The sequence below is a fragment of the Rhodococcus sp. C3V genome (assembly GCF_029269915.1).
Taxonomy (GTDB): Bacteria; Actinomycetota; Actinomycetes; order Mycobacteriales; family Mycobacteriaceae; genus Rhodococcus_F; species Rhodococcus_F qingshengii.
On record NZ_JARJBE010000001.1, the window covers coordinates 375,721 to 401,908 of the forward strand.

The following is a 26,188-nucleotide window of genomic DNA, read 5'->3' on the forward strand; positions in this document are numbered from 1 at the left end:
ATGGTTTTTCGAGGTGGACGCAGAGGGCGGCCGGGGTTGCTCGGCACGGTGGCGCGCACGGCGGTAGTGGCTGGAACCGCAAAGGCGACGTCCAACGCCATGGATCGACGGAGTCAACGAAAGGCCAGCGAGCAGCAGCAGGAATATCAGCAGGAGTACCAGCAGCAACAGCCGCCGCCGCAGCAGCAGGTCGCCCCCGTGCAGTCCGTTCCCCCTTCAGGCGCGGACGATCTGGTCTCCAAGCTGCAGGAGTTGGGACAGCTTCATCAGTCCGGCGTGTTGACCGATGCCGAGTTCGCGGCGGCAAAGGCGCAGTTGCTGAGCTAGCCCTGCTGTTCTCTTCAATTGCGGCAATGCGCATTGCCGCAATTCGGCGTGAAAGGCTGACTTATGATCGACCCACGTGCGGCATCGGCCGCAATCGAAGCCGCGAACGCCCGAGTCGCCGAGACTCTACCGTTCTCCGACGACGCCGACTTCACCGAGGCGAAGCGGGGTTTCGTCGCCGCGCTCGATCCGGGGCTGGTTGCCGATTCGGACGGGAAAGTCCTGTGGAACAACGATTCCTACGCCTTCCTTGACGAGGACTGCCCGCCAACGGTCAATCCGAGCTTGTGGCGTCAGTCGAAGTTGGTCGCCAAGCAGGGACTCTTTGCGGTGACGGATTCGATCTATCAGATTCGCGGACTTGATCTGTCGAACATGACGTTGATCGAGGGAGATACCGGAATCATCGTCATCGATCCACTGATCTCCCGGGAAACCGCTGCTGCGGGGCTCGCGTTGTACCGGGAACACCGTGGTGATCGACCAGTAGTCGCGGTGATCTACACGCATTCGCACATCGACCACTTCGGCGGGGTCAAAGGAGTGACCACCGACGACGACGTCGCCGCCGGGCGATGCGTGATCGTCGCACCCACCGGGCTCGTGGAGCACGCGGTCGAGGAAAACGTCTATGCGGGAACGGCAATGGCTCGACGCGCGGCCTACATGTACGGAGCGGCCTTACCCCGAGGTCCCCGAGGTAGCGTCGGAGCCGGGTTGGGGCAGACCACCTCAACCGGCACACCGACGCTCATTTCGCCGACGGTGTCGATCTCGAAGACAGGTCACACGGAGACGATCGACGGCGTTCGGATCGAATTCCAGATGACGCCCGGAACCGAGGCCCCGTCCGAGATGAACTTCTACTTCCCGGATTTGCGCGCACTGTGTATGGCGGAGAACGCAACTCATACTCTCCACAACCTGCTCACGCTTCGCGGTGCCCTGGTACGAGATCCTCATGTCTGGTCTGCGTACCTGACGGAATCGATCAATCGTTACGCCTCACGATCCGACGTTCTGTTTGCGTCCCACCACTGGCCGACGTGGGGGACCGAACGGCTCACCGAGTTCCTGTCATTGCAGCGCGACCTCTACGGGTACCTTCACGATCAGACACTTCGTCGAATCAATCAGGGGTGGACCGGTCTCGAGATCGCCGAATCGATCGAGCTGCTACCTGCATTGGCGCAAGCGTGGCACACGCACGGGTACTACGGTTCCGTCAGTCACAACGTCAAAGCCATCTACCAGCGATACATGGGTTGGTTCGACGGTAACCCTGCGCATCTGTGGGAGCATCCACCCGTCGAATCGGCCAAGCGTCACGTGGAGTTCATGGGCGGATCAGCAGAAGTGTTACGGAAAGCTCGGGAATCGTACGAGCGCGGCGACTTTCGCTGGGTTGCGCAGGTGGTGAACTACGTGGTCTTCGCTGAACCGGACAACGTCGAGGCCAAGAATCTGCAGGCCGATACCTTCGAGCAACTCGGGTACGGCGCCGAGAACGGCACATGGCGGAACTTCTACCTCACCGGTGCATACGAACTGCGCAACGGCTCAGTGGGGACGCCCACGGTTGCCGCGGCGCCCGACATCACCGCAGCGCTGTCGGTAAGTCAAGTCTTCGATGCAGTATCGCTGCGCGTGGATGGAGTGCGCGCAGCGGGCTCGCACATCGTCGTCGATTGGAACATCACTGACGAAAACATCGTTCACCGAACGGAACTCAGCAACGGAGTTCTGATCCATTTCGACGTGGAAGGTGGGTCTGCAGATGCTGGGTCTGTGGATGCGATGTTCAGTTTGAGTCGTCTCGGCTTGCTCGGTGTGCTGCTCGGTGGTGCGGACTTGGGTGCTGAGATCGCGAATGGAACCATCTCGGTTTCCGGCGACCCGGCGAAGCTCGCAGAACTTGCCGGATACCTCGACGAGCCGGATCCGAACTTTGCGATAGTCACTCCGACCTAGCGCTGTATCAGTCCTGAACGAGCCTGTACTTCAACAGGTCTCGAGTCGCGCACCTTTTTGAAGTTGTCCGGTTCGTCTCTGGTTATCGAAAGTGTGTTCGATTAAACTTTGGGCATGGACAGTCGGGATGCGTGGCAGCTGGATGGCGAGGACCTCAAGGGTGAGGTTCTGGATCTGGTGCGCGCCCGACACGAATTGCAGTCGCGGATGGTGTTGTTGATCGTGGAGATGTTTTCCCGGGAGACTGTGGTCGGGAAGGGTTTTCGGGCGATCGCGCAGTGGTTGCACGGGTCGACGAATCTGGAGATCGGTGAGTGCAGTCTGCTGGTCGGGTTGGCGCGGTTGTTGATGCTCGAACCTGTTGTCGGCGATGCGTTTCACCGCGGGGATGTTGATGCGTTGAAGGCGCGGCAGGTGGCGTCGTTCTGTCAGCATCCGCCCAAGAACATGACCCTGGCGGACGTGGACAAGGCCCGCGGGATCTTGCTCGGGTTGGCGTCGCAGAACATTGCCGATTGTGATGCGGTGCGGGCGGCGATCCGGCGGATCGAGAAGCAGTACGGCAAGCGTGAGGACGGCGTTCCGGTGGGTGAGGATTCGGAGCGTAACGAGTTCTACGCCTCGAAAGGCTTGTACGGGCGCGTGTCGGTGAAGGGTGATCTGGATGCCGTGAACGGGGCGCGTCTGATCACGTTGCTGTCGAGCCTGTCGGCGCCGACGCCGGAGAAGGACGGCGTCAAGGACACTCGCACTCCGGCATTACGGCGGGCGGATGGGTTCTGCGAACTACTGCGGCGGTACGAGCGGGCGGGGTTGGGTCCGATCGAGGGCGGGGTGAAACCACACATCACCGTTACCGCCAGCGCAAAAGACATGACCGACCTCAAGGCGTTGAAAGACCTCCTGCCGTCCACCGAGGAACTGGGTTTCGCGTGGACGGATTGGGTGGGCCCCATCAGTATCGATACCGCACGGATGCTGGCGTGCGATTGCACGATCACGCGGATTTTGTTGGATGAGAATGGTGTTCCGCTCGACTGCGGTAAGGAAGCGAGAACAGCGACGGTGCCGCAGCGGCGGGCGTTGGCGGTTCGTGATGGTGGGTGTGCGTTTCCGGGATGCGGGACACCATCGGGGTGGTGCGATGCCCATCATATCGTTCACTGGAACGATGGTGGCCCAACGGATCTCGACAATCTGGTCTTGTTGTGCGGTCACCATCATCGGACGCTGCACCACACCGAATGGCGGGTCGAGATCGGCCCCGATCGGAAATCGGTGTTCTATCCGCCGATGTCGATCGATCCGTATCAGCAGCCGATCGGCGGGAACAGCCCACCGACAGCGGCGTGAACCGCGACAACTGACGAATACGCCGGGGCACAACCATGCCCCGGTGCTTGCTCAATCCAGTATTTACTCAAGACAACGTGATGTCGGCAATCAGGCCGTGGTGATCGGATCCCTCGATCTCGATCCGTTCCAAGGATGTCGCCACGGCGCCTTTCGTGATGATGTGGTCGATACCGACCACCGCCGGATACCGCTTGTCGGTCGGATAGGTCGGGATCAGGCCGGAACCCAATTGGTCGGCGGCGCTGGTGTATCCGTTCGTGAGAAGATTCCGGAACTGTTTGTTCGAGTACGACGCGTTGAAGTCGCCGCTCACTATCACGTTGTCCCGCCCGGCGACTTTGTCCATGTAAGACCCGAGCCTTCGCTGCTCGTCCGCCCACACCGAAGCCGGTGAGATGTACGCCGGTGCCGGATGCACGGCGAACAATGTGACTGGCTGCGCCAAGCCGACATTCAGTTCTGCGGACAGCGTTTCGGGTGAGAATCCGTCGAGGCTACGCGGATTGGAGAGTGGAAAGCGACTGTAGATTCCTGCCCCGCCACCACCGTCGGTGTACGGGACGAGGAATTGGTGGCTCAGAACCTCGTCAAGCCCGGCGGCTTCGAGCGCGTCGGCTTCCTGGTACGTCAACTCCTGGACCGTCACCACGTCGACCTCGCGTTCGCGGACCATCGCCACAAGCGACTCCGGATCCGCTGCACCGACCATCAAGTTGGCCTGCATGATTCGAATCGATGGACCGTTCGCAGACGTCGACTCCCCAGTTCCGCCGATGTACAGCGGGCTCACAGACCATCCGAACAACCCAAGGACGAGGATCGAGGCGGCGCACACGATCCACTGACGCCCGATACCCGAGACGACGGCACCGATCAGCGGAGCAATCATCAACAAGGGCGCCACTGACGCGAGAACGATCACGATGTTGTGATCGACGTCCAACTGAGTTGCGATCAAGGCAACCAAACCAGTCACGATGCCGGCCACACCGGCCACGGCCGAAAGGCGGCGAAGAACCAGTCGACGAGGGGTCACGGCATCGGGTTGCATGACGTCCATGGAAGCAGAAGAGCGTCGTAGCTCCGGGAAACTGCAGGTGGAGTCGGTGTGCCCTACTGTTTGCGCCCTATTGTTGCGGATACGGAAGGTGGCTGCTGCTGTTCTCACTGACGGAGATCGAGCGGCCGAGTTGGGGGAAGGCGCGTTGAGAGCACGCTGGCCTGTCACAGACTTTGCACCCCGCGCCGATCGGCACGATGGTCGCGGGGTCGTCCGTCTGAATTCCGTGTGAGTAGACCATGCGATCGGCGTAGCCGATGTCGCAACCGAGTCCGACGGCGAAGTTGCGCTCGGGTGCGAGGTACCCGAGTCCGCCGCTGTGGGTAGTGCGCGCCACCCAGAGGTATGTCCGGCCGTCGGGCATCTTCGCGACCTGAGTGAGGATGCGACCTGGGCTCGCGAATGCCTCGTGGATGACCCACAGCGGGCAGCTGCCTCCGACTCTGGAGAAGTGAAAGGCGGTAGCAGACTGACGCTTCGAGATGTTTCCGGCGCGATCGGTTCGGACGAAGAAGAAGGGGATGCCGCGTTGGCCATGACGCTGGAGAGTGGACAACCGGTGGCAGACGGTCTCGAAGCCGACCTCGAACTTGAGGCTGAGCAGGTCGATGTCGTACCGCAAGGCCTCAGCGGATTGCAGGAATTGGGTGTACGGGAGTAGCAGTGCGCCGGCAAAGTAGTGTGCGAGTCCGACGCGAGCCAGCGCTGCGGACTCGGCGCTCAATGATTCATCCTCGGCGACAAGGGAATCGATCACGTCGGCCTGCGTGAAGAAGGCCAACTGCATTGCGATCTGGAACGCGCGTTGTCCTGCCGACAGACGACGGGCGAGTGTGAGGACCGACTTGTTCGGATCGTAGTAACGCTTGGGGCCGAGCTTGTCGGGTTCGTCGGTACGGATCGTCACGGTGACGCCGTGCTGATCGCGAAGTAGTCGTGCCAGTTGCAAATCCACTGCGCCCACGGACAATCCGTTGTCCAGGAACATCTGTTCGGCAGCGTCGTCCAGAACGGCGATGTGATTCTTTCGGTCGTAGAAGAAGTCCCGAACTTCCTCGTAGGGCATCGGTACGAGTGACACATCGGATGCTGGTTCGCCGGACAACTGCGTCGAGAACTGGTCCAACTGCTCTGTCGCGGCGTGAAGGCGGCGGTGCAACATCACGAGGGTGCGTCCGACCGCCGGCATGCGGGCCACCAATTCGTCCACCTCGGCCAGAGATACGTCTCCAGATTCCGAAGTTTCGGCCAAGGCGTGATGAACGTCCGCAACCAGGCGTGCGTCGGAATCGGAGGCGAAGAATTGCACGTCGAGATCGAACTCGGCGTTGAGCTTGAGAAGGACGGGCACCGTCAGCGGTCGTTGATCGTTCTCCAGTTGATTGACATAGCTGGGGGAGAGTTCGAGTGCCTTCGCCAGTGCGGACTGTGACAGGTTTCGTTCCTCCCGCAGCCGTCGCAGCCGCGCTCCCGCGTACATCTTCTTCATCGAATCTCCTCGGTGCCGATCGCGTTCACCCTACCGAGAAGCTATTCGCAACATTCGCAACATTGCAGCATTGTCATTGCACAAATAGGCAATTGCGAGGGCCTATCCCGAGGTGAATGAGCTGCGTAGCGTGCAAATAGATACCGAAGAACGTGAGAAGAGGACCGATGAAGACGCATCTCGTACGCACTCACCGCTCTGCCGAAGAGTTCCCCAAGGAAGACCACCTCGCGTGGAAGATCGCGGAAGTTGCGACGGATTCCGTCGACGTCACCGACGCCACATCCGACATGATCGTCAACCGGATCATCGACAACGCGGCAGTTGCCGCAGCTTCCCTGGTACGCCGTCCCGTGGTGAATGCGCGGGCGCAAGCACACTCGCATCCGTATACGCCGGGCTCCACCGTGTTCGGTATCCCCGGTACGTTCTCGCCTGAATGGGCCGCCTGGGCCAACGGTGTCGCGGTTCGTGAACTCGATTTCCACGACACGTTCCTCGCCGCCGAGTACTCGCACCCCGGAGACAACATCCCGCCGATCCTCGCCGTCGCTCAGCACACCAGCCGTGACGGTCGAGACCTGATTCGTGGTCTGGCGACCGGCTACGAGATCCAGATCGACCTGGTTCGGGCTATCTGCCTGCACGAGCACAAGATCGACCACGTCGCACACCTCGGCCCCTCGGCTGCGGCAGGTATCGGAACTTTGCTGGGCCTGGGGACCGAGACGGTCTACCAGGCAATCGGCCAGGCGCTGCACCTCACGACGGCGACACGTCAGTCCCGCAAGGGCGAGATCTCCAGTTGGAAGGCGTACGCGCCTGCGCTGGCAGGCAAGGTTGCCGTAGAGGCGGTCGACCGCGCGATGCGCGGTGAGGGCGCACCGTCACCGATCTGGGAAGGCGAAGACGGCGTCATCGCCTGGTTACTCGGTGGCCCGGACAAGGAGTACCACGTTCCGCTGCCCGGTTCGGGTGAGGCGAAGCGCGCCATCCTCGACTCGTACACGAAGGAACACTCCGCGGAGTACCAGAGCCAGGCGCCGATCGACCTCGCTCGCCGGATGCGTTCTCGCGTCGGTGATCTCGACCAGATCGCGTCGATCGTCCTGCATACCAGTCACCACACCCACGTCGTCATCGGCACCGGTTCCGGCGATCCGCAGAAGTTCGACCCGACCGCCTCGCGTGAAACCCTCGACCACTCGGTGATGTACATCTTTGCCGTTGCGCTACAGGACGGTACGTGGCACCACGAACATTCCTACGCGTCCGAGCGTGCACAGCGCGCGGACACGATCGAGCTGTGGAACAAGATCTCCACGCGCGAAGATCCCGAATGGACACGCCGTTACCACTCGACGGATCCGGACGAGAAGGCTTTCGGTGCTCGCGCCGAGATCACCTTGAAGAGCGGCGAAGTCATCGTCGACGAGCTTGCGGTGGCCGATGCGCACCCGCTCGGCGCACGTCCGTTCGCTCGCGATCAGTACGTCGCGAAGTTCCGCACCCTCGCCGAGGGCGTCATCGAGCCGAGCGAACAGGACCGCTTCCTCGACGCGGCTCAGCGCACCGCCGAATTGAAGGCAGGCGAACTCGATCAGCTGACCTTCACCGTTTCCGAAGACGTTCTCGCTCGGGCTCCCAAGGTCGCCAAGGGACTTTTCTGATGTCGGGCCTCATCGCAGCAGCGACGTCTGCAGCCGACAAGCGGATTGCCTTCCGGGCGGGGCTGACGTCCGGAAAGATTCAACGACTCCCGGGTGCCATCAATCCGCTGACAGCCAGACTGATTCAGGAAATCGGGTTCGAGGGTGTCTACGTTTCAGGTGGTGCGTACTCCGCCGGATTGGCGCTTCCCGACATCGGACTGACAACCTTGACCGAGGTCGCCGGCCACAGCAAGCAGATCGCGCGCGTCACGGACCTCCCGACGCTCGTCGACGCCGACACCGGTTTCGGTGAACCTATGAGCGCGGCCCGCACGGTCACGATCTTCGAGGACGACGGAATAGCCGGTCTGCACCTCGAGGATCAGATCAACCCCAAACGCTGCGGGCACCTCGACGGTAAAGCAATTGTGCCCACCGAAGACATGGTTCGCCGTGTTCGTGCTGCAGTGTCGGCGCGTCGTGACCCGAACTTCGTCATCTGCGCGCGCACCGATGCTGCCGGAATCGACGGTATCGACGCGGCGATCGAGCGAGCAAAGGCCTATGTGGATGCCGGTGCCGATCTGATCTTCACCGAAGCTCTTGCCACCGAGGCCGACTTCGAGAAGTTCCGCGCAGCGGTCGACACTCCGCTCCTCGCCAACATGACCGAGTTCGGGAAGTCGAATCTCATTTCGGCGAAGACGTTGGAAGAGATCGGTTTCAACGCCGTCATCTACCCCGTGACCACCCTTCGGCTGGCGATGTTCGCTATCGAAAAGGGTCTGCGCGAGATTTTTGCGGAGGGCACGCAAGAAGGACTGCTCGGCGAAATGCAGCATCGCAGCAGGTTGTACGAGATTCTCGAGTACGAGCGCTACAACGAATTCGACAGTGGCATTTTCAATTTCAGCTTGGAGGGGAGTAGGACATGACCGAACAGATTCCGACGATCTATAAGGGCTTGGCCGGAGTTGTCGTCGATACGACGGCTATCTCCAAGGTAGTGCCCGAGACGAATTCGTTGACGTATCGCGGTTACGCAGTGCAGGACCTTGCCGCGAACTGCAGCTTCGAAGAAGTTGCGCACCTGCTCTGGTACGGCGAACTGCCGACTCCCGAGCAGCTCGAATTACTCTGCCTGCGTGAGCGTGCGGCCCGTCGTGCCGACCGCTCACTGCTCTCACTCCTGACCAAGATGCCGGACAACTGCCACCCCATGGATGTTGTCCGCACGGCGATCAGCTACCTCGGCGCCGAGGATCCGGCGGAGGACGACAACTCGGAGAAGGCCAATCTGGCCAAGGCGCTGCGGATGACGGCTGTGCTGCCGACCATCGTCGCAGCCGATTTCCGCCGCCGGCGCGGTCAGGATCCCATCGCGCCGCAGTCGGACCTGGGTTTCGCCGAAAACTTCTTGAACATGTGTTTCGGTGCTGTTCCGGAGTCGGCGATCGTGAAGGCCTTCGAGGTCTCGCTGATCCTGTACGCGGAGCACTCCTTCAACGCCTCGACGTTCGCCGCTCGTGTTGTGACGTCCACACTTTCGGACATCTACAGCGCAGTGACCGCTGCTATCGGCACGCTCAAGGGCCCGTTGCACGGCGGTGCAAACGAAGCTGTCATGCACGACATGCTCGAGATCGACGACCCCGACCGCGCCGAAGCCTGGATGTCGGAGAAGTTGGCTGCCAAGGAGAAGGTCATGGGCTTCGGGCACCGCGTCTACAAGAACGGTGATTCGCGTGTTCCGACCATGAAGCAGGCCCTCCTCGACGTCGCGGCAGCGACCGACGGCGAGAAGTGGGTGCAGATGTACGAGATCCTCGAGAAGACCATGGTCAGTGCCACCGGAATCAAGCCGAATCTCGATTTCCCTACGGGCCCTGCCTATTTCCTCATGGGCTTCGACGTCGAGATGTTCACGCCGATCTTCGTGATGAGCCGCATCACCGGATGGACGGCGCACATCATCGAGCAGGGGCAGTCGAATGCACTGATCAGGCCGCTGAGCCAGTATTCGGGCGTGCCACAGCGCACAGTCGTGGCATGACACCCCTTTGATGCTGCGTCGGCGAGGTTCGGTTCTGGCATCACCGTCTCCTGGCCTCGTCGACGCTTCTCCGTTCGCACTATCTGCAACTTTGCATCGAGAATTCGCAAAGATATTCAAGTGCAATGTGTTTCGACTTTTCTCTACCGGAAATAACGTCAGTGTCATGACTGAAACGCACGAAGAAATCTTGATCATCCGTCGTGGCGAGACCCTCGACGTCGTGTTCAACCGGCCGGAAAAGCGCAACGCATTGACCCCGCAGATGTACGACGCCATTGCCGGAGCCTGCCGGCGCGCCGACTCCGACCGCGAGATTCGGTTAGTCACTCTCCGAGGTGCTGGGGGAGAGGCGTTCTCGGCGGGCTCCGACATTGGCCACTTTCAAACCTTCTCGAGCTTTCAGGACGGGCTCGACTACGAAAGCCGGTTCGTCGGCGTACTGACCGAACTCGAGAAAGTGAGGGTTCCCACCCTCGCGGTCATCGACGGTGTGTGCGCGGGAGCAGGGCTGTTGCTGTCGGCAGCGTGCGATGTGCGGATCGCGACGCAGGGGTCACGCTTCTGCCTACCGATCGCGCGCACACTCGGAAACTCGTTGTCGATCCATTCCGTGGCGTTGCTGGCGGACAGGATCGGCAGTTCGCGTCTGATGTCGTTGATTGCTCGGGCTGGGGTGATGTCGAGTGGCGAGGCTCTGCGGAGCGGCTTCCTCAGCGACTGTGCAACAGAGTCCGAGTTCGCGACCCTGACTGCCCAGGTATCTCGCGATCTACTTGCCGCCGCCCCGATGACCGTCTGGACTATTCGGGAGTCCCTGCGACGCATCAGAACCCGAGTGATTGCCGACAACGATGATCTGATGAGCATGATCTACAGCAGTGACGACTTCAAAGCCGGCGTCGACGGTTTCCTTCGCGGAGAACGACCGCTCTGGGCCGGCGTGTAGTTCGGCGGTAGAACCACAGGCTTGCGTTGGAGCGCGCTCTAACCCCTAGCGTTGCCGACCATGACAACAAAGACCTGGATCATCACTGGAGTTTCTCAGGGTTTCGGCCGTGAACTCGCACTGTCTGCACTTCGATCGGGGGACGCGGTAGTCGCTGCAGTTCGTCGTCCCGAGTCCGTTGCAGATATCGCGTCGGAGCATCCGGATCGGTTCTCGGCGGTGATGTTCGACGTCAGAGACACCGCAGCGGCTCCGGGCGTCGTCGAATATGCGCTCGAGCGTTTCGGTCGCATCGACGTGCTGGTCAACAATGCCGGTCGTGGGATGGTCGGCGCGTCGTATCGGAAGAATCTCGCCGAGGTATGCGTCTGGGCCGACCTGGCTCGCAGTGCCGACTTCGCGGATGCTGCCGGACCCGTCCGTCCGTTCTAGGCTGAGAAACATGGCTACCGAAGACTTGATGCGTAAGGCACTCGAGGCACTTGGGGAAGTGGACGGGCCCATGTCGATCGAGGTGATTCACCGACTCGTCGATGCAGGAGACGTTCAGGAGCCGATGTCGATCGCCGAAGTCGCGGACCTGCTGGATGCCTCGGCACATACGCTGCGCTACTACGAGAAGATCGGTCTGGTCGAGGTCGATCGTGACTCGAGCGGACATCGTGTGTACGGTCCGGAATCTGTTCGGAGGCTGGTGTTTCTGACCCGCATGCGCATCTCGGGTATGGCGATTCGCGACCTGCAGCACTACGTCGAACTGGTCGACGCCGGTGAAGGGACAGTTCCGGAGAGGCTCGACATGCTGCTCGAACACCGGGACACCGTTCGTCGGCAGATCAAGGAGCTCACGTTGTCTTTGGCTGCGACGGAGTACAAGATTGCGACGTACGGCGGGCGGACCGGAGAGCAGGATATTCAGCCGAGTGAAACCGGAAGCAACCCTCGCGGGGTCTCTTGAGCGATCTGGTTCAGCGCAGACTCCAACGTCGGAAATTGATACTGGAAGCCGCTGTCCGCGAGCACCCCTGGTGAAACCCAGCGACTCTTCGTTACCAGTTCAGCCTCGGTGTGGATGATTCGTGCGCCGAACTCGAGCATCCAGCCCGGCGTCGGAAACCCATATTGTCGGCCAAGTTTCGCTCGCACCATCCGCATCATGTCGGTGTTGGTTACCGGATACGGGGATGCGATATTGACCGGGCCTGAGATCTCCGGATTCTCGTAGATGTGGATGATCGCGCGAATGACGTCGGCGATGTGAATCCAGCTGAACATCTGTCGGCCGTCGCCCATTCGTCCGCCGAAGCCCATTCGGGCGAGGTTGACGAACGGATTGATCGCCCCACCGCCGGCTCCGAGGACGATCGACATCCGAAGTGCCACTTTGCGAACAGGCGTTGGGGTTGAGAACAATTCGTGTTCCCACGCTCGCGCGACCGCTACGGAGAATCCCTTTCCCAGCTCTCCGTTCTTCTCGTCCATCGGTCGATCTCGTGCGTCTCGGTAGATCGTGCCGGTACTGGCATTCGCCCAGAGTGAGGGTGGCTGCGGCGTGCGGGTCAGCGCACGACCCAACAGTGCAGTCGTTTCCACTCGGGAGGAGAAGATGTCGTCGGCATTGCGCTTGTTGTAGCGGCAGCTCACGGAGCGGCCGGCGAGGTTGACGAGCAGATCCGTGCCGCTGAGTACATCGGCGACGCCGTGCTCGTCGGACCACGTGGCATCGCTCGTTCCTCCCCGGCCGATCGTCCGAACGTCGACCCCGTTGGATTCGAGCGTTCGAAGAAGGTGTTGGCCTACGTAACCCGACGCACCACAGACAACAACGGTCTTCATGATTTTTTGTTCCGCTCTGGAGAAACGACTTTGGTCATCAGGGCGGCGACGTCGCCGACCAGGCCGCGGGCCACTGGTAACCGCGCGAGGGTGAGCGCTTTGGCGATGATCGGGACCAGGCCGTCGACCAGGGATCGGGTACGAGTTTGCCCCGGAGACGAGTCGGTGACCCAGTGCAGCGTCACGCCCAGATAGCTGAGCCACAAGAGTGTTGGGAGCTGGGTCTCCAATGACGACGGCGTCTTCTGCTTCGACGCCGCCAGTGCTTCGCGCATCAATTCGACGGCCATCGATCTCGCATCGGTCGACTCGGCCGAGAACGGGCTGGACTGTGATGTGGTGGGCAGGGCAACGTGCAGAAACGTGCTGCCGAAGCCGTGATAGGGCCCCATGACATCGAGTCCGGTGTGCAGAACAATCGTGAGATTTTCTGTCAGTGACCCACCTTCGCGAAGGAGTGGAAGCGCCCGCGCGCGGTGATCGCGTTGGATGACGAGATACAGCTCGTGAACCAGTTCGTCCTTACTGGCGAAGTAGTAGTAGGCGTTCCCGAGCGAGACCTCTGCCTCATTTGCGATCTTGCGCATGGTCGTCGCTGCGAAGCCTTCGTCGCGGAAGAGCCGCAATGCTGTTTCCACCAGCTTTTCCCTGGTCTCGATCCCGCGACTACCCATCGACACTCCTTCTTTGAACATGTTCAAGTGCAGCGTACGCCCTGGAGTTGAACACGTTCAAGAGTGGATCTGTTGCGTGAAAGATAATAAGCGCGCATACTAAATGCATGAATGAATGTGCTTTCGGTTCGCCAGGGGGCCGGCGATGAATGCCTGGTTAGGGGTTGTCTCTGCCGAACATGTGCGTCGCGCAGTGGATCTCGGTATCGCACAGATCGGGCACGGAAAGAGAGCTGGTTTGGTACGGATGAAAGCAGGTGACGTGCTGGTCTATTATTCGCCGGTCGAGTCCATGGGCGACCGAGATCCGTTGCGCGAGTTCACAGCTCTCGGTGTGATCGAAGAGGGTGAGATCTGGCAGGCGGACGAGGGGTGTTTCAAGCCGTTTCGGCGGCGAGTTCGGTACGAACAGTTCAACCCCGTTCCTCTCGACGCAGTCCGGAGTCGATTGGCGCTGACCTCGGCACCGAATTGGGGGTATCAACTCCGGCGTGGCTTGATTCCGTTGGATGACAACGACGTCGAGGTTCTGCGTTCGACGACGAGCTGACACACTGGCGCTGTGGCGAAGAAACTGGAAACCGACTTCGAGGACGCGGACGAGAGTCCCGGTCTGATGTTGTGGCGTGTCACCAATGCTTGGCAAGCCTCGATTCGCGCGGCGCTGCGACCTTTCGACCTGACCCACGTGCAGTTCGTTCTGCTCGCCGCACTGACCTGGCTGGATGCAGAGACGCCGATAACTCAACGCGGTCTTGCCGAGTACGCGCGCACCGACGCGATGATGACGTCACAGGTGATTCGGACCCTCGAATCCAAGGGGTTTGTCGAACGACGTCCACATCCGACCGATGCTCGTGCTCGCTCGCTTGCCGTCACGCCGGTGGGTGCGGCCTTGGCCGGCAGGGCGAACCGCGCGGTGGAATCTTCGGACCGGGAATTCTTCGCCGCTCTGGGGGATCGTCAGGCGGCCTTCGTCGCGATGCTCGGCACGCTTGATCGACGGTAACAACCCTCAGTTTCGAGGAGGTTGCTCTGTAGTTCTCTGCAGCAGTGCGTATTTGGCTTCCAGCCCGTCCAGCAGGGATTCCAGCGCGAGTTCGAAACTGGCACCATCGATTTCCGTAGCACGCTCGCGCAACAGATGTGCTCGCGTGAGGTGCGGGTAACGCTCGGCGTAGATCGCCGGATCGTCCACGAATCCGCCGGAGAACGTCGCTGTCGCAGCGCCCATGACCACGTACTTGACGGAAGCGCCGATCAGCGTTGCCGTGCGCTGCGGCCATCCGGCGCGCACCAGTCCGCCGTGGATGGCGTTGGCGCGGTCAAGGGCGATGGGCCTGACGCTCGGACCGTAGGCCAAGTAGGGAACGATATTGGGATGCTTGCCCAGGGCAGCGTGGTAGGACCGCGCCCACGTGCGAAGCGCACCGCGCCAATCGTCGGAGTCGAAGCCGCTCACGTCGACGGACTCCATGATGACGTTCGCGACGTCGTCGAGTAGCTCGTCCTTGTTGGCGTAATGGCTGTACAGCGATGGTGCTTGCACGCCGAGAACGGTGGCGAGTTTGCGCATCGAGAAGTCGGTCAAACCGTGCTCGTCGACCAATTTCAGGGCGGTGTCCCTGATGATCGGCTTGCTCAGTAGTGGAATCCGCGGTCGCGCCATCGCACACCCTTTCGTGTGAAAGTACTGGACAACCTTACACTGTGAGTTTATTATCCAATTAACCTAACAGTGTTCGGGAACGTGGAGGATCAGATGACACGGGTGTTCGAGAACAAGTCCGATCTCCTGGGGGCGGTCGGTGAAACGCTGGGCTCGAGCGAGTGGGTCGAGGTCACCCGCGAGATGGTCCATCAATTTGCCGACGCGACCGGTGACCATCAGTGGATTCATGTCGACGACGAAAGAGCCAGGCGCGAATCACCTTTCGGTGGACCAATTGCGCACGGGTATCTGACGCTCTCACTCCTGCCGCTTCTGTCGAAGTCCGTGTATCGCATCGACGGCGCGAAAATGGTCATCAACTACGGGTCCGACAAGGTTCGATTCCCGAGTCCGGTGCCAGTCGGGGCCAAGGTTCGAAATACCGCAGTGCTCTCCGCAATCGAAGAATTGCCGAACGGTTCACTACAGAGTCAGATCACCAACACCGTCGAGATCGAAGGCGTGGGCAAACCTGCCGTCGTTGCGCAGACCGTCGCGCGAATCTTGTTCTGAAATCCTGCAAGAAGAAAGCAGACTCCACATGAATCTCGAACTGACCACTGAGGAAGTTGCGTTCCGCGAGGAGATGCGAAAGTTCTTCACCACCGAATTCTCGCCCGAACTTCGTGCGCGTGCAGCGGGATTCGGAAAGCTGACGCGTGAAGACATCGTTGCGGGCCAGCAGATTCTGAACGCACACGGACTGGCGGTTCCGCACTGGCCGATCGAATGGGGTGGCAAGGACTGGACTCCGGTACAGCGCCACATCTATTCCGAGGAAATGCAGTTGGCGTCGGTACCCAACCCGTTGCCGTTCAACGTGAGCATGGTTGGGCCCGTCATCGCGGCCTTCGGCTCGCAGGAGCAGAAGGAGCAGTTTCTCCCGGCGACGGCTAACGCCGATATCTGGTGGTGCCAAGGTTTTTCGGAACCCGAAGCCGGTTCGGATCTCGCTTCACTCAAGACAGCCGCTGTTCGTGACGGCGCAGACTACATCGTCAATGGTCAGAAGACGTGGACTACTCTCGCGCAGCACGCCGAGTGGATCTTCTGTCTGGTTCGTACAGATGTCAGTGCTCAGAAGCGGCAGGCCGGAATTTCGTTCTTGCTCATCGATCTGGCAACTCCCGGCATCACGGTTCGCCCCATCAAACTGATCGACGGCAGCGTCGAGGTCAACGAGGTGTTCTTCGACAACGTCCGCGTCCCTGCGGAGAATCTTGTCGGCGAAGAGAACAAAGGCTGGGACTACGCCAAGTTCCTGCTCGGCAACGAACGCACGGGCGTCACGCGGGTCGGGTTCTCCAAAACTCTTGTCGCCACGGCAAAAGAGAAGGCGCGGGAAGTTCGCGTTGGAACCGGCACCCTCCTCGATGATCCGTTGTTCGCGGCTCGGTTGGCTGAGTTGGAAAACGATTTGCTTGCGCTGGATCTGACTCAACTGCGAGTTGTGGCGAGTTCGGCAGACGGCAAGCCGAACCCGGCGTCCTCGCTGCTCAAGCTCCGCGGCTCCGAATTGCAGCAGGCAGCAACGGAATTGCTGATGGATGTTGCGGGTCCGGACTCGTTGCCGGTGAATACGGTCGAGATCGACTCGCCGGAGTGGGCGCAGCAGGCGGCGCCGCGCTACCTGAACTACCGGAAGGTTTCCATCTACAGCGGATCAAGTGAGGTGCAGCGCTCCATCATTGCCTCCTCGATTCTCGGATTGTGAGCATCTGACATGAATTTCGAACTCGACGACGAGCAGACGATGCTTCGCGACACGACGCGTGAATTGCTCAACCGCAGCTACGACGCGGAGAAGCGCAACGCCACCTCGGCTACTGACGAGGGATGGAATGCCGCGGTGTGGAAGCAGTTCGCGGAGCTCGGGCTGCTCGGCCTGCCGTTCGCGGAGGCTGACGGCGGAATGGGCGCTGGACCGGTCGAGACCATGGTCGTGATGACCGAACTGGGCCGTGCGCTTGCACCCGAGCCGTACTTGGGTGGTGTTCTGATCCCCGGCGGTTTGATCGCGGCTGTCGGTTCGGCAGATCAGCGGGCGCGGCTCCTGCCGGCGCTCAGCGACGGGACCACTCTGTCGGCCTTCGCGCATACGGAACCCGGCACGCGCTGGCCGGTCGCCACCGTCACGACCACGGCGTCGCAGTCGGGATCGGGATCGGGGTGGACTATCACCGGCGTCAAGAACCCGGTCCTGCAGGGCGACAGCGCGCACGTCGTGATCGTCAGCGCCGCACTTCCAGACGGGGGCACCGGGCTCTTTCTGGTAGATGCGGAAAGCGCGGGTGTCTCATGGAGCAAATACGCAACTCACGACGGCCGTCGCGGTGCGCAGTTCACGTTCACCGATGCCGCGGCCGAACAGCTTGGTGAGGGCGGCGATGTCACGGAGGCGATCGTCGAAGCAGAGGTTCGGGCGCAGGCAGCTCTGTGCGCCGAGGCGATCGGGATCATGACCGAAGCTCTGCGACTGACGACGGAATACCTGAAGCAGCGCAAGCAGTTCGGTGTTCCGCTCGCGAAGTTCCAGACGCTGACTCATCGTGCGGCCGACATGTACGTGGCGCTCGAACTGGCGAGCAGCATGAGTCTGTACGCCACCATGGCCATCGCCGACGGAGTGATCGATCCGACCATCGCGTCGCGAGCGAAGCTGTCTGTCGGTCGCGCCGCGCATCAGATCGGTCAGGAAGCAATTCAGATGCACGGTGGTATCGGTATGACAGCCGAGTATCCGGTCGGGCACTACGTCTCGCGGCTGGTGGCCATCGAACACACTTTGGGCGCATCTGACGATCACCTCAGGGTGCTGGCCGCCAACGTCTCGAACTATTCGATGGTGAACGTCACCGAGTAGATCGGTGGTGAAGATAACGGGAGGTCACGCGCAGGTCGCGTGGCCTCCCTTGTCTGTGCGGGGGCCGACCCGCGGTATTCGCGGTCAAGTAAAATTCCTGTGATCAGTCCGAGAAGAGAAAGGGATCGAAGTGACCGCGCATACCGAGCAGCTCGAGTTCCAAGCAGAAACACGTCAGCTGCTGGATCTGATGGTTCATTCAATCTATACGAACAAGGACAGCTTCCTTCGTGAGTTGATCTCCAACGCTTCGGACGCGCTGGACAAGCTCCGCCTCGAGTCGTACCAGGACAAAGACCTCAACGTCGACGTCTCCGATCTGCACATCGAGATCGACATCGACAAGGCAGCACGCACCCTCACGATCCGCGACAACGGCATCGGTATGTCTCGTGACGAGGTCGTCGACCTGATCGGCACGCTCGCCAAGTCCGGCACCGCCGAGGTACGTCGTAAGCTCAAGGAAGCCAAGGATGCAGCGGCATCGGAAGAACTGATCGGTCAGTTCGGCATCGGTTTCTACTCCACGTTCATGGTCGCGGACAAGGTCACGCTGCTGACCCGCCGTGCCGGTGAAGATCACGCGACGCGCTGGGAGTCGACCGGCGAAGGCACGTACACGCTCGAGCATGTGAACGAGGCGCCGCAGGGTAGCTCCGTGACCTTGCACCTGATGCCCGAGGATTCCGAGAACGGCCTGCACGACTACACGTCGGAATGGAAGATCAAGGAACTGGTCAAGAAGTACTCCGACTTCATCGCGTGGCCCATCCGTATGGATGTCGCTCGTACGTCGACGCCGGCCGAGGGCGAGGAGCCCGAGGTCACCATCGAGACCGAGACGATCAACTCGATGAAGGCGCTGTGGACTCGCGCCAAGGACGAGGTGTCCGAGGACGAGTACAAGGAGTTCTACAAGCACGTCAGCCACGCCTGGGACGAGCCTCTCGAGGTCATCCCGATGAAGGCCGAAGGTACTTTCGAATACCAAGCGCTGCTGTTCATTCCGTCGACGGCGCCGTTCGATCTGTTCATGCGTGAGCGCAAGGCCGGGATCCACCTCTATGTCAAGCGCGTCTTCATCATGGACGACTGCGAAGAGTTGGTGCCCGATTACCTGCGCTTCGTCAAGGGCGTGGTCGACGCACAAGACCTCTCGCTCAACGTCTCTCGTGAAATTCTGCAGCAGGACCGGCAGATCGCTGCCATCCGTCGTCGTCTGACCAAGAAGGTCCTCTCGACCATCAAGGACATGAAGGCGAACGAGCCCGAGAAGTACTCGACCTTCTGGACCGAGTTCGGACGCGCGCTCAAGGAAGGCCTGATGGCCGATGCCGACAACCGCAAGACGCTGCTCGACATCTCGTCCTTCGCCTCGACCAACAGCGAAGAGGGCGTGACCACTCTCGCCGAGTACGTTGAGCGCATGAAGGACGGTCAGGAACAGATCTACTTCATGACCGGCGAATCTCGTCACCTCATCGAAAGCTCGCCGCACATGGAGGCTTTCAAGGCCAAGGGCCTCGAGGTTCTGGTACTTACCGATCCCGTGGACGAGATGTGGGTCGACGCAGTCTCGGACTTCGACGGCAAGACCTTCCAGTCGATCGCCAAGGGCGAGGTCGACCTCGACACCGAGGACGAGAAGAAGGCGGCCGAAGCCGAGCGCGAAGAGAAGGAAAAGGAATTCGGCGCGCTGCTGACGTGGCTGACCGAAACCCTGTCCGACGACATCAAGGAAACGCGTCTCTCGACGCGCCTGACCACGTCGGCTGCCTGCATCGTCGGCGACGCGTTCAGCATGTCTCCGACGCTCGAGAAGATGTACAAGGCTTCGGGTCAGCCTGTTCCACACAGCAAGCGCATTCTCGAGCTCAACCCGGAGCATCCGCTTGTCTCGGGTCTGCGGGAGGCGCAGGCCGCCAATGACAATGCAGAGAACCTGACGGAGACGGCTCAGTTGCTCTACGGCATGGCGTTGCTTGCCGAGGGCGGCGAGCTGAGCGATCCGGCGCACTTCACGCGCCTGCTGGCCGATCGTTTGGCCCGCACAGTCTGATCTCGTCTAGCTCGCTCGAACTCCCGGCACTCACCTTCATCGGTGGGTGCCGGGAGTTTTTTCTTGATCGTTTTCTAATGAGGACCGTTTCTGTCCGCAATAACTTCTAACGTAGTTCTCACAGGGCACGAACCCACGAGCGAAGGAAAACATCATGAACGCACCGATCACCACCGTCACCGGCGAGCGCGCGGATCTCCTCCAGAGCCTGCGTCGGCATCGTGAATTCCTTCTCTTCACCGTCAAGGACCTCACCGACGAGCAGGCCGCTTCGAGGCCGACCGTGAGTGAACTGTGCCTCGGCGGATTGATCAAGCATGTGGGTCAGGCGGAAAAGGGATGGGTCGACTTCATTCTGGAAGGGCCGGCCGGACTTGGTGGGGACTTCGACCCGACCCAGTGGTCGGAAGAGATGCAACAGGAACGGGCGAACGAATTCGCGATGGTCGAGGATGAAACCTTGGCAGGCATCGTTTCCGAGTACGAGGGGATCGCGGCCAGGACCGACGAGTTGGTGGCCTCGCTGGACAGCCTCGACATCTCGCATCCACTGCCGTCGGCGCCGTGGTTCGAAGCGGGAGCTCGCTGGTCAGCGCGGCGCGCATTGCTGCACATCATCGCCGAGACGGCCCAGCATGCGGGCCACGCGGACATGCTTCGCGAAGCCATCGACGGTTCCAAGACGATGGGTTGATGGATGGATTGATCCACCGGGATGTTTACACATCACACAAATATGTAACACTAGTGTCTATGAGCACCGAAAAGTCTGCCTTGCAACCGCCGATGCAGTGGGACGCCTGGGGCGATCCGGCCAAGAAGCGTGAACTGTCGGACGCAGTCACATCATTGTTGACCGGATTTCTCGGTGTCTCCGCACCGACTCGATCGCGTCTCGCCATCGAAGACGTCCAGGTGGCTCCGTCCGCTATGGCCCAGTCGCATGTCGAAGCGCTGTCCGGGCTGGTCGGGGCCGAGTACGTCAGTACCAAGGATTCCGATCGAATCCTTCGGGCCGGTGGCAAGAGCACCCCGGATCTGCTTCGCCGTCGTAGCGTCGAGCCGCAGGACGCACCGGACGCAGTCGTCACCCCAGGGACAGACGCAGAGGTCGAGCAGATTCTCCGATACTGCTCTGCCAACCGGATCGCAGTGGTCCCATTCGGCGGCGGCACCAGCGTCGTCGGCGGGCTCGATCCCATTCGTGACGGGTTCGACGCAGTTCTATCTCTCGATCTGCGCAGGTTCGATCAGCTCGTCGGGTTGGACGAGGAATCGGGCATCGCGACGTTCGGCGGCGGAACTACCGGCCCACGGGCCGAGGAGCTTCTGCGTGAGCACGGTTTCTCGGTCGGGCATTTCCCGCAGAGCTTCCTGTTCGCCACTCTGGGCGGGTTTGCCGCAACCCGGTCTTCGGGGCAGGCGTCGGCTGGATACGGACGCTTCGAGGACATGGTCCAGGGCCTCACTGTTGTCACTCCGAGTGGTGTGATCGAGACCGGGCGTGCGCCGGCATCTGCCGCAGGCCCCGATCTGGGTGAGCTCTTTGTCGGCTCCGAGGGCACCTTCGGCGTCATCACGCACGTGCGTGTGCGGGTTCACCGTCTGCCCGAGACCACCGTGCGCGAAGGGTGGAGCTTCCCCGACTTCGCCACCGGCGCAGCCGCATTGCGTGAGCTGGTCCAGGAAGGATCGGCTCCGACAGTATTGCGGTTGTCCGACGAGGCCGAGAGTGGCGTGAATCTGGCGACCACCGACAAGATCGGCGAGAACGCCTTCACCGGTGGTTGCCTCGGCATCACTACCTACGAGGGCACCGCTTCGCACACCGCTGAACGGATGGCGGAGGCCCGCGCAATTCTCACCGCTCACGGCGGCACGTCGCTCGGTGAGGAGCCCGGAAACAGCTGGGAACACGGGCGATTCGATGCGCCGTATCTGCGTGACGCTCTGCTCGACGTCGGCGCACTGTGCGAAACCCTCGAGACGGCAACCACCTGGGGTAACCTCGCGAACCTGCGCTCCTCGGTCACCGAGGCGCTGACCAAGGCTCTCGTCGAGCAGGGGACTCAGCCGCTCGTGATGTGCCACATTTCGCACACCTACAAGACCGGTGCTTCGCTGTACTTCACCGTCGTCAGCGCGCAGACCGAGGATCCGATCGCTCAGTGGCACAAGGCGAAAACTGCCGCTGGCGATGCGATCATCGCCGCCGGTGGCACGATCACCCATCACCACGCTGTCGGCGCCGATCACCGCCCATGGATGAAGGACGAGATCGGTGAATTGGGCGCGAACATCCTTCGCGCAGTGAAGAATGCAGTGGACCCTGCCGGCATTCTCAATCCTGGAAAGCTGATTCCGTGACCGAAACCCGCAGTCAGATCGAGAAGGTTACCGTCCTGATCAATCCGATGGCGGGACATGGTCACGCGCCTGCGGCAGGACGCAAAGGTGTTGCGCGACTGCGCGCTCGGGGAGTTGCCGTCACCGAGATCATCGGAACCGACGCCGACGACGCCAAGAAATTGGCCCGTCGTGCGATCGAGGAGGCTACCGACGCGCTGGTGGTGGTCGGCGGCGACGGTGCCATCAGCATCGGACTGCAGGCTGCCGCGTTGACGGATACGCCCATTGGGCTCATCCCGGCGGGCACCGGCAACGATCACGCCCGTGAGTTCGGTATTCCCACAGGCGATCCCGAGGCAGCAGCCGATGTCATCGCAGACGGTGTCGTGCAGCAGTCAGATCTGGCGAAGATCACGCTGGCCGACGGTTCCGTCGTCTGGTCGGGAACCATCATCGCCAGCGGCTTCGACTCGCTGGTCAGTGAGCGGGCCAATCGGATGTCCTGGCCCAAGGGGCCGATGCGCTACAACCTGGCGATGCTCGCCGAGTTGGCGAAGATGAAGCCGCTGCCGTACCGGATCGAACTCGACGACGAGGTCATCACGGTGGACGCGACGCTGGTCGCTGTTGGCAACGGGCGCTCGTACGGTGGCGGCATGCTCATCACGCCAGGAGCGTCGAAGTCGGACGGGTTGCTGGATCTGACCGTCGTCGGGCACGGTTCAAGGTTGCGTCTGGTGCGCCTGTTTCCGCGGGTGTACAAGGGAACTCACGTCTCGCTCGACGCCGTGCAAACGTACCGATCCAAGAAGGTCCGGCTGGTCTCCGAAGGCATCATCGCTTACGCGGACGGTGATCGGGTGGGACCGTTGCCCATCACGATCGAGGCAGTTCCCACGGCGCTCAACATCTTGACGCACACTCGGATCTGAGTCGGTTCTGCCGGGCACTAGGTAGCGGTGGTGTCAGACTTCTCGGATGAACGAATCGACGAAGTCGGCGCACCGCCGCACTGCGTGGACGTCGGAGAAATGGCAGCTAGCCACCGACATCCCGTTGACCGCTGCGGCCTGCCTTTTCTTGGTGGCGTACGCGTACCAAGTGCTGGCGCAACCGACGGGCCTTCCACATCGTCTGACCGAATGGACGATGTGGGCTGCGTGGGTCGTTTTTGCCGTCGACTACGCAGTTCGCCTGTGGTTGGCACCTGCCCGCGGTCGCTGGTTCGTCAGGCATCTCTTGGACTTGGCGATGGTGGTGTTGCCCATGCTGCGTCCGCTGCGCCTACTTCGGTTGGTCACACTGCTTGCGATAGTTCACCGCTCGAGCGGGCAAAGCTTGCGTGGACGGGTGGTTATTTACGCCACTGGTGCCACGGCCTTGCTGATCGGTGTCGCGGCGCTGGCCATGCTCGATGCCGAGCGTCACGCGCAGGGCGCTGCCATCACGTCGTACGGAACGGCATTGTGGTGGGCGATGGAGACGGTCACGACCGTCGGTTACGGAGACATGGCGCCCGTTACCACGACCGGGCGCATGATCGCCGGAGCATTGATGATCGGCGGAATTGCGTTGCTGGGCATCGTGACTGCCACACTCGCTTCCTGGTTGGTCGAGCGCGTGGCGGAACAGGACGAGGCATCCCAGGCCGCGACGCGTAAGCAGGTGGCGGACCTGTCCGAGGAAGTCCGAGCCTTGGCCACCCGCACGCACCGAGTCGATCTCGCGTCCGTCGATACCGATTCGCTGCGTCGCGAACTGGCGTCGAGGGGAGTCGTGGCGCAGCATGCACCTTCGGACAATTGACCCGCAGTACAGCAAACAATAGAACGATGGTCTGATAATCTTGCGTGATGGTGGCGACCCACGGATTTCAGCGCGCGCGCAGGCCTGAGCAGATCGAAGCGCGTCGGTGCGCGATTCTCGATGCGGCCCGCGCGATGCTCGGGTCCAGGCCCGTCGCCGACATCAGCCTGCGTGAGCTCAGTGAGAGCGTCGGACTGGCGAAGTCGAACGTGCTTCGCTACTTCGACAGTCGCGAAGCCATCTTTCTCGAAGTGCTCGACGAGAACTGGGTTGCGTGGTTGGACGGGTTGTCCGAGTCGTTGACCCCGACCGGTGACGACTCGCCGTTCGCCACTGAAATCCATGTGGCATCGACGGTTGCGGAATCGCTTGTCGCACAGCGTTTACTGTGTGAGTTGATGAGCGTAATGGCAGGTGTCCTCGAAAGAAACATCTCCGTCGACTTCGCCCGTGACTTCAAGAAGCGGGCAACGGTCAACTCGGGAAGGTTTGCGTCGCTGATTCATTCGCAATTGCCTCACCTCTCGGAGGGCGACGCGGCTCAATTCGCCAAGGTAACCCTGGTGATTGTTGCAGGCTTGTGGCCGACTGCCGAGCCTGCCGAATCCATGGTCGTCGTACTGAACGAGATGCAGGCGCCCCCTGCTGCCGACATGTTCGCAACCGGCCTACGTGAAGGTCTGATCAATCAGCTCGTCGGGCTGTCGGCGCGAGCGGCAACCCGAACGAGCTGAGCCCGTTCAGGCGCTGTGCAGCGTCAGGACGGTGATCTCGCTCGGTGCGAACACGCGGAATGGTGGACCCCAGAACCCGGTTCCGCGGCTTGTGTACAACTGCGTGCGGTCGCCGTGACGAGTGAGCCCGTGCACCGAAGGTTGATCGAGTTTGACCAGAAAGTTGAAGGGCCAGATCTGTCCGCCGTGGGTATGACCGGCGAGCTGCAGATCCACTCCCGCGGAAGCGGACTGAGTTACCTGCTTCGGTTGATGGGCGAGCATCAGGATCGGCAAATCGGGGTCGGTGCCGGCAAGGGCCATATCGAAGTTCGCGCCGTGACCGTCGAGCTTCGATCCCAGAGCGGTGGCGTCGTCGACTCCGGCGATGACCAGGTTGTCGCCGCCCTTGGTGACGACGAGGTGCCGGTTGTGCAGGGCATCCCAGCCGATCGAGGTCATGTAGTCGAGCCACTCCTGAGCCTCGTGGAAGTACTCGTGATTCCCGGTGACGTAGACACGGGCGAGTCTGGCTTCCACCGACGCGAGTGGGGTGGCTTGGCCGAGGCGCTGCTCCACTGTTCCGTCGGCAATGTCACCGACGTGGGCCACGATGTCGGCGTCGAGTTCGTTGACTGCCGCGATCACGCGCTCGGACCACTTCTCGCGATTGATCGGCCCGAAGTGAGTGTCGGTGATCGCGACTACCCGAAGTTTGTCCATCCCCGCACCAAGGCGGGGGATGGTGACGTCGACCTGCTTGATCCGTGGCAGTCTCATGGCTTCCCGGTAGCCCCAGATCAGCAGAACGGCCGAGATGATCAGTGCGGCAACGGCGACAATTCTCGATCGAAGCGGGTCATCCACGCCGCCGACGAGCAGTCCGAGCCTCAGAACTTCGCCGAGCAGGGTCCACACGAACACGACCCAGATGATTCCGAGGAGGGCGTCGCCGATCAGGCGAACTGGATCGCGGTCGGTGTGTCCGTGGCTGAGCACCAAACTGGCAGGCAGGGCGATCAAGAGGGTGGCAAACAGAACGGTGCCGAAAACTGCCACCGCCGTCGGCCAGTCCGGCCGGATGAACAAGCTCCACCACGGGTACACGAACAACAGGGCCAAGATCGACGCGACAATCGCGGATATGGCAACGATCCGCAACGGTCTGCGGCGCGGAACTCGAGCGACGTCGGTCGCCTGGGGTGTAGTCACCCCGTCCAGAGTAAAGGTCCACTGGTCTATTAACAAGGGGACGGTGGTCCGCTATCGGGATGTCGGTGTTCTCGGATAGGTTTCCGAACGTTGAAACTCGGCCAGTGA

Annotated in this window: 26 protein-coding genes; 20 read left to right on the plus strand and 6 right to left on the minus strand. The window is 61.3% G+C overall.

The genetic code is table 11. The annotated features are described in order from the left end of the window. The 3 genes from P3G66_RS01915 (at position 1) to P3G66_RS01925 (ending at position 3,651) form a co-directional block, all read left to right on the plus strand. Complete coding sequence (locus tag P3G66_RS01915) at positions 1-327, plus strand: SHOCT domain-containing protein (protein WP_003939954.1); 327 nt, start codon at positions 1-3, stop codon at positions 325-327. Positions 328-390: 63 nt separating this feature from the next. Next, the gene (locus P3G66_RS01920; protein ID WP_276116109.1) at positions 391-2,298 is read left to right on the plus strand and encodes an alkyl sulfatase dimerization domain-containing protein; all 1,908 of its coding nucleotides are present in this window, start codon (positions 391-393) and stop codon (positions 2,296-2,298) included. A gap of 114 nt (positions 2,299-2,412) precedes the next feature. Further along, entirely contained in the window at positions 2,413-3,651 is a 1,239-nt protein-coding gene (locus tag P3G66_RS01925; protein ID WP_276116110.1) for an HNH endonuclease signature motif containing protein, read from the plus strand. Between the two features lie 67 nt (positions 3,652-3,718). Here the strand turns inward: P3G66_RS01925 and P3G66_RS01930 are convergent, their stop codons facing one another. Both P3G66_RS01930 and P3G66_RS01935 read right to left on the minus strand, forming a co-directional pair. Then, on the minus strand, positions 3,719-4,714 hold the full coding sequence (locus tag P3G66_RS01930; protein ID WP_047269774.1) for an endonuclease/exonuclease/phosphatase family protein: 996 nt from the start codon (positions 4,712-4,714) through the stop codon (positions 3,719-3,721). A 67-nt stretch (positions 4,715-4,781) separates the two neighbouring features. Continuing rightward, positions 4,782-6,203: a short-chain fatty acyl-CoA regulator family protein gene (locus P3G66_RS01935; protein WP_003939891.1), complete on the minus strand. Its 1,422-nt coding sequence runs from the start codon at positions 6,201-6,203 to the stop codon at positions 4,782-4,784. Positions 6,204-6,370: 167 nt separating this feature from the next. Between P3G66_RS01935 and prpD the strand changes: the two genes are divergently transcribed. From prpD to P3G66_RS01965, 6 genes are all read left to right on the plus strand, one after another. Further along, positions 6,371-7,873 (plus strand): 2-methylcitrate dehydratase PrpD, encoded by a 1,503-nt coding sequence (prpD, locus tag P3G66_RS01940; protein WP_063315793.1) that lies wholly within the window; start codon positions 6,371-6,373, stop codon positions 7,871-7,873. Then, entirely contained in the window at positions 7,873-8,790 is a 918-nt protein-coding gene (gene prpB, locus P3G66_RS01945) for a methylisocitrate lyase (RefSeq protein ID WP_042448311.1), read from the plus strand. The genes prpD and prpB overlap by 1 nt, the downstream gene beginning before the upstream one ends. Then, a complete protein-coding gene (locus P3G66_RS01950) occupies positions 8,787-9,908 on the plus strand; it encodes a bifunctional 2-methylcitrate synthase/citrate synthase (RefSeq protein WP_047269777.1) in 1,122 nt (373 codons plus the stop codon). The genes prpB and P3G66_RS01950 overlap by 4 nt, the downstream gene beginning before the upstream one ends. A gap of 166 nt (positions 9,909-10,074) precedes the next feature. Beyond that, positions 10,075-10,857: an enoyl-CoA hydratase gene (locus tag P3G66_RS01955; protein ID WP_276116111.1), complete on the plus strand. Its 783-nt coding sequence runs from the start codon at positions 10,075-10,077 to the stop codon at positions 10,855-10,857. A 60-nt stretch (positions 10,858-10,917) separates the two neighbouring features. Next, complete coding sequence (locus P3G66_RS01960; RefSeq protein ID WP_276116112.1) at positions 10,918-11,289, plus strand: SDR family NAD(P)-dependent oxidoreductase; 372 nt, start codon at positions 10,918-10,920, stop codon at positions 11,287-11,289. 10 nt (positions 11,290-11,299) lie between these two features. After that, positions 11,300-11,815: a MerR family transcriptional regulator gene (locus tag P3G66_RS01965; RefSeq protein ID WP_276116113.1), complete on the plus strand. Its 516-nt coding sequence runs from the start codon at positions 11,300-11,302 to the stop codon at positions 11,813-11,815. Here P3G66_RS01965 and P3G66_RS01970 read toward each other — a convergent pair. Further along, positions 11,773-12,693, minus strand: a complete 921-nt coding sequence (locus P3G66_RS01970; protein ID WP_276116114.1) for a TIGR01777 family oxidoreductase — start codon at positions 12,691-12,693, stop codon at positions 11,773-11,775. The two genes, P3G66_RS01965 and P3G66_RS01970, sit on opposite strands and share 43 nt — an antisense overlap. Continuing rightward, positions 12,690-13,367: a TetR family transcriptional regulator gene (locus P3G66_RS01975; protein ID WP_276116115.1), complete on the minus strand. Its 678-nt coding sequence runs from the start codon at positions 13,365-13,367 to the stop codon at positions 12,690-12,692. Before P3G66_RS01975 ends, P3G66_RS01970 begins: the two co-directional genes overlap by 4 nt. A gap of 145 nt (positions 13,368-13,512) precedes the next feature. Here P3G66_RS01975 and P3G66_RS01980 point away from each other — a divergent pair, with 145 nt between their 5' ends. Then, a complete protein-coding gene (locus P3G66_RS01980; RefSeq protein WP_030535154.1) occupies positions 13,513-13,917 on the plus strand; it encodes an EVE domain-containing protein in 405 nt (134 codons plus the stop codon). A 12-nt stretch (positions 13,918-13,929) separates the two neighbouring features. Next, the gene (locus P3G66_RS01985; protein ID WP_080961218.1) at positions 13,930-14,376 is read left to right on the plus strand and encodes a MarR family transcriptional regulator; all 447 of its coding nucleotides are present in this window, start codon (positions 13,930-13,932) and stop codon (positions 14,374-14,376) included. A gap of 6 nt (positions 14,377-14,382) precedes the next feature. Here P3G66_RS01985 and P3G66_RS01990 read toward each other — a convergent pair whose 3' ends face one another. Next, a complete protein-coding gene (locus P3G66_RS01990; protein WP_054187737.1) occupies positions 14,383-15,036 on the minus strand; it encodes a TetR/AcrR family transcriptional regulator C-terminal domain-containing protein in 654 nt (217 codons plus the stop codon). A 93-nt stretch (positions 15,037-15,129) separates the two neighbouring features. Between P3G66_RS01990 and P3G66_RS01995 the strand changes: the two genes are divergently transcribed. The 9 genes from P3G66_RS01995 (at position 15,130) to P3G66_RS02035 (ending at position 24,889) form a co-directional block, all read left to right on the plus strand. Further along, positions 15,130-15,591 (plus strand): MaoC family dehydratase, encoded by a 462-nt coding sequence (locus tag P3G66_RS01995; protein ID WP_042453553.1) that lies wholly within the window; start codon positions 15,130-15,132, stop codon positions 15,589-15,591. A gap of 28 nt (positions 15,592-15,619) precedes the next feature. Beyond that, positions 15,620-16,792, plus strand: a complete 1,173-nt coding sequence (locus P3G66_RS02000; RefSeq protein WP_276116116.1) for an acyl-CoA dehydrogenase family protein — start codon at positions 15,620-15,622, stop codon at positions 16,790-16,792. A gap of 9 nt (positions 16,793-16,801) precedes the next feature. Beyond that, positions 16,802-17,941: an acyl-CoA dehydrogenase family protein gene (locus P3G66_RS02005; protein ID WP_276116117.1), complete on the plus strand. Its 1,140-nt coding sequence runs from the start codon at positions 16,802-16,804 to the stop codon at positions 17,939-17,941. A 130-nt stretch (positions 17,942-18,071) separates the two neighbouring features. Continuing rightward, positions 18,072-20,000 carry a molecular chaperone HtpG gene (gene htpG, locus P3G66_RS02010; protein ID WP_003940518.1) on the plus strand — a complete coding sequence of 643 codons (1,929 nt, stop codon included), beginning with the start codon at positions 18,072-18,074 and terminating at the stop codon, positions 19,998-20,000. Positions 20,001-20,154: 154 nt separating this feature from the next. Then, positions 20,155-20,694, plus strand: a complete 540-nt coding sequence (locus tag P3G66_RS02015) for a DinB family protein (RefSeq protein ID WP_003940638.1) — start codon at positions 20,155-20,157, stop codon at positions 20,692-20,694. A 92-nt stretch (positions 20,695-20,786) separates the two neighbouring features. Next, positions 20,787-22,367 (plus strand): FAD-binding oxidoreductase, encoded by a 1,581-nt coding sequence (locus tag P3G66_RS02020; protein ID WP_037128630.1) that lies wholly within the window; start codon positions 20,787-20,789, stop codon positions 22,365-22,367. Continuing rightward, complete coding sequence (locus tag P3G66_RS02025) at positions 22,364-23,281, plus strand: diacylglycerol kinase (protein WP_276116119.1); 918 nt, start codon at positions 22,364-22,366, stop codon at positions 23,279-23,281. Before P3G66_RS02020 ends, P3G66_RS02025 begins: the two co-directional genes overlap by 4 nt. 46 nt (positions 23,282-23,327) lie before the next feature. Next, complete coding sequence (locus P3G66_RS02030; RefSeq protein WP_007731350.1) at positions 23,328-24,155, plus strand: potassium channel family protein; 828 nt, start codon at positions 23,328-23,330, stop codon at positions 24,153-24,155. Between the two features lie 47 nt (positions 24,156-24,202). Further along, entirely contained in the window at positions 24,203-24,889 is a 687-nt protein-coding gene (locus tag P3G66_RS02035) for a TetR family transcriptional regulator (protein ID WP_007731351.1), read from the plus strand. A gap of 6 nt (positions 24,890-24,895) precedes the next feature. On the opposite strand, the gene P3G66_RS02040 is transcribed toward P3G66_RS02035, so the two are convergent. Then, positions 24,896-26,080 (minus strand): metallophosphoesterase, encoded by a 1,185-nt coding sequence (locus P3G66_RS02040; protein ID WP_007731352.1) that lies wholly within the window; start codon positions 26,078-26,080, stop codon positions 24,896-24,898. Positions 26,081-26,188 lie beyond the last annotated feature (108 nt).